Here is a 10211-nt window from a genome sequence, read left to right as displayed (position 1 = left end):
GGGCCGCTGGGTGCGGGTGGGGCTCGAGGCCACGCCGCCGGATGGCCCGTGGCTGCTCGAGCTCGGCGCCGGCTTCGAACGCCTGCGCGAGTGGGAGCGGCGCTTCCCCACGCTGGAGGAGGCCGGCTGCCGGGTGGGCATCGGGGTAGCCAGCGGCGCCGACGCGGTGCTGGTGCAGCCCGCCGACCTCGACGTCGAGGACGACCGCAAGCTCCCCCTGCTGCTCGCCGCTGACGTGCGCTCCGGGCGCGTCGCGTGGTCGGGGCGGGTGCTCGTCAACCCCTTCGACGCCGAGGGCCGCCTGGTGGACTTGGCGCGCTACCCGCGGCTGCGGGCCTACCTCGAGGCCCACCGCCCCGTCCTGGAGCGCCGCTACGTCGCCCGCAAGCGCCCCGAGCAGTGGTTCCGCACCCTCGACCGCGTGGACCCCGCCCTCCGGCACACCCCCAAGCTGCTGATCCCCGACCTGGCCGGGCGCCCCATCGTGGTGCTGGACGAGGGGTGCTACTACCCGCACCACAACCTCTACTGGGTGACCTCGAGCGCCTGGCCGCTGCCGGCGCTGCAGGCCGTGCTGCGCTCGCCCGTCGCCGCGCTGTTCGTGCGGGCGTACTCGGTGGAGATGCGCGGGGGCTACCACCGCTACCAGGCCCAGACCCTACGCCGCGTCCGGCTCCCCCGCTGGCCCGAGCTGCCCGAGGAAGTACGGCGGGACCTGGCGAGCGGGGCCGCCCGGCTCCAGCAGCGGGCGCTGGCGCGGGTGTACGGTTTGTGACGAATTACAACGCCGCGAGGGTCGCCCGGGCGCACAATGGATGCTGCAACACCTTTCGCGGTGCCCGAGGTCCGGTCAGTGACGCTACGCCAACCCGAAACTTCCCCCGTGCTGGACGAGCTATTCCGCCAGGCGGCCGCCTGGCGTGAGGAAAACCCCAAGGAGGCCCTGCGGCTGTACCGGCAGGCCCTCGAGCTCGCCCAGGCCGACGCCTGCTTCACCGGCGTGGCCCACGCCCTGCGGGGCGCCGCCGACTGCCACGTCCTGCTGTCGCAGTACGAGCAGGGCCTCGCGCTCGCCCTACAGGCCAAGGCGGCCTTCGAGGCGCTGGGCGACCGCGCCGGGATGGGGCACTGCCTCGTGCACGTGGGCGCGGTGCGGATGTACCAGGCCGACTACGCCGCCGCCCACGCCTGCTTCGGCGAGGCGCTCGAGATCGCCCTCGACGCGCAGAACACCTGGCTGGAGGCCCTGGCCCGCAACAACCTGGCGTGGGTCTTCAGCACGCTGGGCAACTTCGGCTTCGCGCTCGAGCACTACCTCAAGGCCCTCGAGCTCTTCCGCGCCGTCGCCGACCCGGCCTTCGAGGCGATGGTGCTGTGCAACCTCGCCGCCGCCCACCTCGAGCTCGAGGACTACGACCAGGCCCTCGAGTTCGCCCGGCGCTCGCTCGAGCTGCGCCAGCAGTTGCGCCTGCGGCTGGGACAGGCCGACGTGCACAACCTGCGGGGCTACATCTACTACCGCCAGAAGCGCCTGGGCGAGAGCATCGCCGAGCTCGAGCGGGCCATCGCGCTCTACGACGAGCTCGGCGACCGCGACTACCAGTGCGCCTCCTGGAACACCCTGGGCCAGGCCCACCTCGCCCTCGGCGCGACCCGGCGGGCGCTGGAGTGCTTCGGGCGGGCCCTCGAGCTCGCCACCCTCAGCGAGTCGCCCAGCAGCCTCACCGACGCCTGGCGCTGCATGGCCGAGGCCCACCTGCAAGCCGGCGACCCCCTGCAAGCCCTCGCCGACCTCGAGCGCGCCCTCCAGCTCGGCGACGACAACCTCAGCCTGCGGCGCGAGGTGCTGGAGACCCAGTCGCGCGTGCTCGAGGCGCTCGGCCGCTTCGAGGAGGCCCTGCAGGCCCACAAGGCGCTGCGCCGGGTCGAGCTTCGGCTAAAGGACGAACAGCTCCAGCACCAGACCCTGGCCCTGTCCATGCGCTACAAGCTCGAGCAGGAGCGCCAGCGCAGCGCCGAGCTGGCCCAGGTCAACGCCGCGCTGGAGGCGCTGAACCAGGAGAAGACCCGGCTCTTAGAGGAACTGCGCCGCCAGGCCGAGCTGCTGGAGCGGCAGAGCCTCGAAGACCCCCTCACCGAGCTCGCCAACCGCCGCCACCTCGAGGGCTACCTGCACCAGGAGTTCGCCCGCGTCCGGCGCACCGGCCGCCCCCTCACCGTCGCCGTGGCCGACATCGACAACTTCAAGTCCATCAACGACCAGCTCACCCACCCCGTCGGCGACGAGGTGCTGCGGGTGGTGGCCCGCCTGCTGCAGGACGGCTGCCGCGCCGGCGACACCGTGGGGCGCTACGGCGGCGAGGAGTTCGTGCTGGTCTTCCCCGATACCCCCCTCGAGGAAGCCCGCCACGTCTGCGAACGCCTGCGCCAAGCGGTCGAGGGCTACCCCTGGCACTCCATCCACCCCGACCTGCGCGTGACGCTGAGCTTCGGCCTGTGCGACGACACCTCCGGCCCCAGCCACGAGCCCATGATCTCCCACGCCGACGCGCTGATGCTCGAGGCCAAGCGCGAGGGGAAAAACCGGGTGAAGACGCCACCGGGGGGTAGTCGATAGCCGATAGCTAATAGCCCATAGCCGGTAGCTAAAAAAGCTTGTGGCGTATGGCTCGTGGAGACCTCTCCCCGGCCCTCCCCGCTGGCACGAAGGTCTAGGGCCGGGGCCAAGACGTATTGCGTCTTGCGTTTCGCGTCTTGCGTCTTGCGTACGACGTACGACCCACGCCCGGCGCCCAGCTACCGGCCCTATATCTCATCATCCCCCAACGCCCCCCGCCGCACGAAGCGGCTCAGCAGGCTCGGCGCGAAGAGGGAGAGGGCAGCCAGGACCCACAGCGCCACGGCGATGGGGCTGCTGAAGAGGAAGCCCACGTCGCCGTTGCTGATGGCGAGGGCCCGGCGCAGGTTGACCTCCATCAAGTAGCCCAGCACCAGGCCCAGCAGGACGGGGGCCAGCGGGAAGTCGAGCTTGCGCATGAGGTAGCCCAGCAGGCCGAAGACGGTCATGAGCAGCAGGTCGAAGGGGTTGTTGTTGACCGCGTAAACCCCGATGAAGCTCACCGCCAGCACCGCGGGCACCAAGAACCACGAGGGCACGGCCAGGAGGCGCACGAAGAGGCCCACCAAGGGCAGGTTGAGCAGCAGCAGCATGGCGTTGCCCACGTACATCGAGGCGATGAGGCCCCACACCACGTTGGGGTGCTGCTGGAACATCTGCGGCCCCGGCGTGACGCCCAGGCTGACCAGGGCCCCCAGCATGATGGCGGTGGTGCCGCTGCCCGGCAGGCCCAGGGTGAGCAGGGGGATCATGGCCCCGCCCGCCGCCGCGTTGTTGGCCGACTCGGGGGCGGCCACCCCGCGGATGTCGCCCTGGCCGAACCTGGCCCGGTTGCCCAGGACGCGCTTCTCGACGGTGTAGGCCACGAAGCTCGCGATGCTGGCCCCGGCGCCCGGCAGCACCCCGATTATGAAGCCCAGGACGCTGCTGCGCAGGATGGTAGCCAGGGAGAACACGAACTCCTTGAGCGAGAGGTAGACCCGGCCCACCGTGGCCTGCACCGCCGGCGGGGCCTTGTCCTCGAAAATCACCAGCACCTCGCTCACCGCGAAGAGGCCGATGGCGACTACCAGGAAGTCCATGCCGTCCTCGAGCTGCAGCAGCCCGAAGGTGAAGCGCGACATCCCGCTCTGCGGGTCCTGGCCCACCGTCGAGAGCAACAGGCCGAAGAGCGTGGCGAGCAGGGCCTTCGCCATGTTCTTCCCGGCCAGCGCCGAGAGGGTGGAGAAGCCGAAGACCATCAGGGCGAAGTACTCAGCCGGCCCGAAGCGGATGGCCCACTGCGCCAGCAAGGGCCCCAGCAGCATCAGCGCCAGCACCGACAGCGTCCCGGCGATGAAGGAGCCCCAGGCCGAGATGGCGAGCGCGGCCCCGGCGCGGCCCTGGCGGGCCATCTGGTTGCCGTCGAGGGTGGTCACGACCGAGGAGGTCTCGCCGGGGATGTTGAGCAGGATGCTCGTCGTGCTGCCGCCGTACATCGCGCCGTAGTAGATGCCCGCCAGCAGGATGATCGCCGACTCCGGCGGCAGCTTGAGCGCGAAGGTCAGGGGCACCAGCAGCGCCACCCCGCTGATGGGCCCGATGCCCGGCAGCACCCCGATGAGCGTGCCCACTAAGCAGCCCACGAAGACCAGCAGCAGGTTGACGGGCTGGAAGGCCACCCCGAACCCGTTGGCGAGGGCTTGCAGGACGTCCATGCGCTACCGCCGGACGCCGGGCGCCCAACGCCGAAGGCAAGAGGCGAGGCGCCAACCGCCGAACGCCGAAGGCCCGAAGCCCGAATCCCTCAGGTCCATAGTCATCTCCTATCCGAACAAGCGCCCCGCCGGCAGCGGCACGTTGAGGCCGGCGGTGAAGAGGAAGTAGACCGCCAGGCTGAAGGCCAGCCCGGCCAGGAGCCCCTGCCACCAGCGCGCGCCGAAGAGCACGGCGAGCAGGGCCATCTCGAGCGTGGTCACCAGGGTGAAGCCCAGCGGCACCAGCAAGTAGGCGTAGGCCACCAGGCTGCCCAGCGCCAGGCCCAGCGGCAGCCAGAAGGCCGCGGGCGGCCACTGCGGGTCGGGGTCGGGCCGCAGGATCAGCCACAGGCTGGCGGCGGCGGTGCAAAAGGCGATGAGGTAGGGGAAGGGCTTGGGGCCCACGGGGTCGGAGAGGAGGCCCACCTCGAAGCGGCTGGCCGTCCAGCCGTAGCCCAGGGCGAGCAGCAGCAGCAAGACCCCTACGATGCGGTCGGCGCGGCGGGCAGGGTTGGGCATGGCACCTCCCAAAAGGGTGGGCACCCCTCCGGGTGCCCCGGGCTCGAGGCCCGCCCTACTTGATGATCCCCAGCTCCTTGGAGAGGTTGCGGAACTGGCTGACCTGGCGGTCGATGAAGACCTGGAACTCCGCGCCCAGCGACACGAACTCGCCCAGCGAGTTCTGCTCGCGGAACTTGGCCCACTCGGGCGAACGGGCCACCCGGCGCAGGGCGTTGAGCCAGAAGTTGTAAGCCTCCTCGGGCATGTTCTTGGGCACGTAGAAGCCGCGCCACACCACCCAATCGACGTTGTAGCCCAGCTCCTTGGCGGTGGGGACGCCCGCGTAAGGCGCCGCCAGCCGCCGGGGGGCCATCACCGCCAGCACCCGCACGGTGCCGCCCTCCACCTGCCCGCGCAGCTCGGAGGCGTCGCCGGCGAAGACCTGGATGAAGCCGCCCAGCAGCGAGGTGATGGCCTGGCCGCCCCCGTCGAAGGGCACGTACTTGATGGCTCGAGGCGGGATCCCCGCCGCCCGGCCCAGCAGCAGCACCTTCATGTGGTCCTGCCCGCCCACCGCGCTGCCGCCGCCCACCGCGATCTTGGAGGGGTCGGCCTTCCAGGCGGCCACCAGGTCGGCCATGGTCTTGTAAGGCGCGTCGGCCTTGACCGCCACCACGCCGTAGTCGGCGGCGATGGCCCCCAGCCAGCGCACGTCGCGCTCGGTGAACTGGCTGAACTGCCCCTGGGCCAGCCGCACGGTGGTGGCCGGGGAGGCCGCGACGAGCAGGTTGGCGTCGTCGCCGCGCTGGGTGACCACGTTGGCGTAGGCCACCCCGCCCCCCGCCCCGGTCACGTTGGTGACCTTGAAGGGCTGGGGCACGATCTTGAGGTCGAACATCAACTGGGCCACGCTGCGGCAGGTGAGGTCCCAGCCGCCCCCCGCCCCCGCCGGGGCGATGCACTCCGGCGCCTTGGGGGTGAAGGCGGCGAGGCTCGAGCCGCCCAGGAACACGCTAAAGGCCAGCATCCACCAGTGCTTGTTCATGATCCCTCCTGCTGTGTCTGGTGCCTCGATTGTGATCAAGCCGCCGGGCGGGGTCAAGTTTTTGTAAATTGTGTTCACCGACTTCCCTTGGCTTGGCCCGCCTTTTGCGCCATGCTGGAGTACCGCCTTTCCACGTGGGGGACCCGACGCCATGAGCCTCGCTCGAGCCAAACCGCGCACGGCCAGCTTCCTGCCCCGGCCTGCCTCCCGCCGCCTGGGCATCCAGATGCGCTTCTTCCTGCTGCAGGTGGCGGTGTTCACGCTGCTGATGGGGGTGCTCGCCGGCGTGCAGGTGGCGGCGCTGCAGCGCTCGGTGCGCTCGAGCTACGGCGAGCGGGCGCTGATGATCTCGCGCACCGTCGCCACCATCCCCGAGGTGGTGGCCGCCTTCGACGACCCCGACCCCTCGCGCACGCTCAACCCCCTGGTCAACCGCATCCGCGAGCGGGTCGGCGCCGACTACATCGTGGTGGGCGACAAGCGGGGCATCCGGCTGGCCCACCCCCTCCCCGACCGGCTGGGCAAGCCGATGGTGGGCGGCGACAACGCCGAGCCGCTGGCCGGGCGCGAGATCATCAGCGTGGCGACGGGCTCGCTGGGCGCGGCCATCCGGGGCAAGGTGCCCGTGCGCGACGCGGCGGGCCGGGTGGTGGGGGTGGTCTCCACGGGCTACTTGCTGCCCACCGTGCAGAGCATCGCCTTGGAGGTCAGCGCCACGCTGCTGCCGTGGTTCGGGCTGGGGCTGGTCTTCGCGCTGCTGAGCAGCGTGTGGCTGAGCCGCCGCATCAAGCGGGCCATGCTCGAGCTCGAGCCCGAGCAGATCGCCGCGCTGGTGCAGCAGCACCGCAGCGTGCTGAGCGCCCTGCAGGAGGGGGTGCTGGTGGTGGACGCCCAGGGCCACGTGCAGATCGCCAACCCCAAGGCCGCGCAGATGCTGGGGATCAGGGGGGAGCTCGACGCGCCGCTGCCGCTGGAGGGGCTGTGGCCCGAGCTGGCCCGCAGCGGCCTGCTGGCGGGCGGCAACACCGAGAACGAGCCCCTGCACGTGGGCAACCAGCCGGTGCTGGTGGGGGTGCTGGGGATGCCGGGCGGGCAGCGCCTGGTGGTCTTCCGCGACCGGGCCGAGATCCTGCAGATGGCCGAGGAGCTCACCCAGACCCGGCGCTACGCCGAGCTGCTGCGGGCCCAGACCCACGAGTTCCAGAACCGCCTGCACACCATCGCCGGGCTGATCGAGCTCGAGCGCCCCGCCGAGGCGCTGGCGGTGATCCAGCAGGAGGCGGGCCAGGTCGAGGCCCTGCGCGACCGGGTGGCCGGCCTCGAGCTGCCCCGCCTGGCCGCCTTGATCCTGGGCAAGTACCAGCGGGCCCGCGAGCTGGGCATCCGGCTGCGGTTGGAGCCCGGCTCGGCGCTGAGCGCGGCCTGGGCCCCGCACTCCCAGACCCTCGAGCTGGTGCTGGGCAACCTGCTCGACAACGCCTTCGAGGCGGTGCTCGAGAAGCCGCGCGGCGAGGCGAGGCACGTGAGCGTGATGCTGGGCGAGGACCCCGAGGGCCTGCAGCTCGAGGTCAGCGACGACGGGCCCGGCGTCGCGCCCGAACTGGGGCGGCGCATCCTCGAGCGCGGCGTCTCCACCCGCGGCGAGGGGCGGGGCCTGGGCCTGCACCTCGTGCAGCAGCACGTCGAGCCGCTGGGCGGCGAGCTCAGCTTCTTCCGGCGCGGCGGCCGCAGCGTGTTCCGCGTCAGCCTGCCCGCCAGCGCCCTGCCGGGGGGGCCGGCGTGAACCCCACCCCGGTGCTGCTGGTCGAGGACGACCCGGGGGTGCTGGCGGTCAACCAGGCCATGATCGCAAGCTGGCCCGACTTCGCGGTGGTGGGCAGCGCCCAGAGCGTGGGCGAGGGCCTCGAGCTCGCCGTGCTGCTCGAGCCCGAGCTGGTGCTGGTGGACGTCTACCTCCCCGACGGCAGCGGCCTGGATTTCGTGCGGGCCCTGCGCGGGCGCGGCCTGCGCTTCGAGGCGGTCATGATCACCGCCGCCAACGACCTCGAGACCGTGCAGCAGGCCCTTTACGAGGGCGTGATGGACTACCTCATCAAGCCCTTCCAGCAGCCCCGCCTGCGCGAGGCGCTCGAGCGCTACCGCCTGCGCCAGAGCATGAAGGCCCAGCCCCAGCCCTTCACCCAGGCCCGCCTCGACCGCCTGCTGGGCGTGCGGGCCCAGCAGCGCCTGCCCAAGGGCATCGACCTCACCACCCTCGAGCAGGTCCAGCACCTCCTGCAGACCACCCCCCAGCCCCTGAGCGCCGAGGAGGTGGGCGAGGCGGTGGGCGTGAGCCGGGTGACGGCCTGGCGCTACCTCGAGTACCTCCAGCAGAGCGGCTTCGCCCGGCTCGAGCTGAGCTACGGCGCGGTGGGGCGGCCGGTGAAGCGGTACCGGGTGCAGAGGTCGTGAGGGGGATGGGTAGCCGGGCGCGGGTCGTGCGTCGTACGTCCTACGTCGTACGTCGTACGCAAGACGCCAGACGCCTTGTCACCCCCCTTAGCAAGGGGGGCTGGGGGGGATAAACCCTCCCCGCGGGCGGGGAGGGAAGGAGTAGGGCAACCACAACCCACGAGCCACTAGCCACAAGCTGACGGCTGATCGCTGAACGCTCTCCTACCCTCCGTCTACCTCACCGCCCGCACCTTCTCCCCGCCCAGCAGGATGCTGCCCCATTCGGTGTCCTTGAGGCTTTCCAGTAGGGCTTTGTGGGAGCGCTCGAGGTGGCGCTCGACGAGTTGGGCGGCCTCTTCGCCCTTGCCCTGCTGGACGAGTTCGATCAGGCGGGCGTGGTCCTCGCGGGCGTGGTCAACGCCCTGTGGGCGGGTGATCTCGAGGAAGCGGGCGCGGTAGATGCGCGAGAGCACCTGGGCCAGCGCCGAGACCAGGAAGCGGTTGCCGGAGAGGCGGGCTAGGGCGAGGTGGAAGTCGGTGGCCTTCTCGAGCTCGACCTCGGGGTCGGGCTCGCTGGCGACGGTGGCGAGGAGCTCGCGGATCTCGCGGGCCTTGGGCCTGCGCCGGGCGGCCATGCGCACGGCGGTGGTCTCGAGCAGGCTGCGGAACTCGAAGGCCTCGCGCAATTCGTCGAGGTCGATGGGGGCGACGGTGTACACCCGCCCGGTGCGGCGCACGAGCCCCTCGCGGGCGAGCTGCTGGATGGCGGCCCGGATGGGCGTGCGCGACACCGAGAGCATCTCCTCGAGCCTGCGCTCGACGAGCGCCTCGCCCGGGGGCAGCTCGAGCGAAAGGATCGAACGCCGCAGGCGGCGGTACGCTTCATCGGTTTGAGGTGCGACCATGTTTAGGTATGGTATTCCAAGCTGGTATACCAACTCAAGGCCAATGTCGGTGGTCGATAGCCGATAGCTGATAGCCGAACGCCCAACGCCTAACGCCGGTCGTACGTCCTACGTCCTACGTCGTACGTCGTACGCAAGACGCCAGACGCCTTGTCACCCCCCTTAGCAAGGGGGGCTGGGGGGGATAAACCCTCCCCGCGGGCGGGGAGGGAAGGAGTAGGGCAACCACAACCCACGAGCCACTAGCCGACCGCTGACGGCTTGCCCCTTGCGCCCCTCGAGCCAATTTCGTTAAGGTGCGCTCATGTACGACCTGAGCCTCACCTTGCACAACCTGACCCGCTGGCTGGTGCTGGGGGTCGCGCTGGTGCTGATCTTCCGGAGCGTTCAAGGGCTGCGCCGGGGCGGCTACGTGCTGCTGGACCGGCGGTTGGGGATGGCCTACACCGGGTTGCTGGACCTGCAACTGCTGCTGGGGCTGATCCTCTTCGCCGTAAGCCCTTTCATCCGTGGCCTCACCGCCAACGTCTCGGCGGCCATGCAGAACAGCTCGAGCCGCTTCTTCCTGGCCGAGCACTGGGTGGCGATGCTGGTGGCGCTCGTCCTGGCGCACGTCGGCAGCAGCCGCGTCAAAAAAGCCACCGACGACCGGCAGAAGCACCGCCAGAGCCTGATCTTCTACGGGCTGAGCCTCGCGCTGGTGCTGCTGGGGATCCCCTGGTGGCGGCCCTTGCTGCCGTAGCCCGGGATGAAGTGAACGGCGGGGACATGGTCCCCGCCGTCAGCGTTTAGGGGTTAGAGCCCCCTTCGCCGCCATCTTCACCGGGAGGATCCCCCTCCTTCTCCTCCTCGTCCGCAAGCTGGCGGTGGAGCTGTCGGTGTGGACCCAGGGGGCGATGGGCCGCTTCCTGGACGGGCAGACCAACGTCCACATGGGGGACAACCCGGTCATCTACTTCGACATCGCCGGCTTC

8 protein-coding genes and 1 pseudogene are annotated in these 10211 nt (G+C 70.8%); 5 read left to right on the top strand and 4 right to left on the bottom strand.

From position 1 onward, the window contains the following. A pseudogene (locus tag Mterra_RS15170) lies at window positions 1–775 on the top strand (TaqI-like C-terminal specificity domain-containing protein); the annotation flags it as partial. A 108-nt stretch (window positions 776–883) separates the two neighbouring features. After that, window positions 884–2617: a tetratricopeptide repeat-containing diguanylate cyclase gene (locus tag Mterra_RS15165; protein WP_170159688.1), complete on the top strand. Its 1734-nt coding sequence runs from the start codon at window positions 884–886 to the stop codon at window positions 2615–2617. A 188-nt stretch (window positions 2618–2805) separates the two neighbouring features. Here the strand turns inward: Mterra_RS15165 and Mterra_RS15160 are convergent, their stop codons facing one another. The 3 genes from Mterra_RS15160 to Mterra_RS15150 all read right to left on the bottom strand — a co-directional run bounded on the left by Mterra_RS15160 (window position 2806) and on the right by Mterra_RS15150 (window position 5899). Beyond that, a complete protein-coding gene (locus tag Mterra_RS15160; protein ID WP_119315936.1) occupies window positions 2806–4314 on the bottom strand; it encodes a tripartite tricarboxylate transporter permease in 1509 nt (502 codons plus the stop codon). 108 nt (window positions 4315–4422) lie between these two features. After that, on the bottom strand, window positions 4423–4872 hold the full coding sequence (locus Mterra_RS15155; RefSeq protein WP_119315935.1) for a tripartite tricarboxylate transporter TctB family protein: 450 nt from the start codon (window positions 4870–4872) through the stop codon (window positions 4423–4425). A gap of 55 nt (window positions 4873–4927) precedes the next feature. Beyond that, on the bottom strand, window positions 4928–5899 hold the full coding sequence (locus Mterra_RS15150) for a Bug family tripartite tricarboxylate transporter substrate binding protein (RefSeq protein ID WP_245971651.1): 972 nt from the start codon (window positions 5897–5899) through the stop codon (window positions 4928–4930). A 151-nt stretch (window positions 5900–6050) separates the two neighbouring features. Between Mterra_RS15150 and Mterra_RS15145 the strand changes: the two genes are divergently transcribed. Beyond that, complete coding sequence (locus Mterra_RS15145) at window positions 6051–7682, top strand: ATP-binding protein (RefSeq protein ID WP_119315934.1); 1632 nt, start codon at window positions 6051–6053, stop codon at window positions 7680–7682. After that, complete coding sequence (locus Mterra_RS15140) at window positions 7679–8350, top strand: response regulator (protein ID WP_245971650.1); 672 nt, start codon at window positions 7679–7681, stop codon at window positions 8348–8350. Before Mterra_RS15145 ends, Mterra_RS15140 begins: the two co-directional genes overlap by 4 nt. 215 nt (window positions 8351–8565) lie before the next feature. Here Mterra_RS15140 and Mterra_RS15135 read toward each other — a convergent pair whose 3' ends face one another. Next, window positions 8566–9237, bottom strand: coding sequence for a GntR family transcriptional regulator (locus Mterra_RS15135; RefSeq protein ID WP_119315933.1), 672 nt, complete (start codon window positions 9235–9237; stop codon window positions 8566–8568). A gap of 304 nt (window positions 9238–9541) precedes the next feature. On the opposite strand from Mterra_RS15135, the gene Mterra_RS15130 reads away from it, so the two are divergent. Next, window positions 9542–9979 carry a hypothetical protein gene (locus Mterra_RS15130; protein WP_119315932.1) on the top strand — a complete coding sequence of 146 codons (438 nt, stop codon included), beginning with the start codon at window positions 9542–9544 and terminating at the stop codon, window positions 9977–9979. Window positions 9980–10211 lie beyond the last annotated feature (232 nt).

The sequence above is a fragment of the Calidithermus terrae genome (assembly GCF_003574345.1).
In the GTDB taxonomy this organism is placed as follows: domain Bacteria; phylum Deinococcota; class Deinococci; order Deinococcales; family Thermaceae; genus Calidithermus; species Calidithermus chliarophilus.
This window is presented reverse-complemented; position numbering and strand designations above follow the sequence as displayed.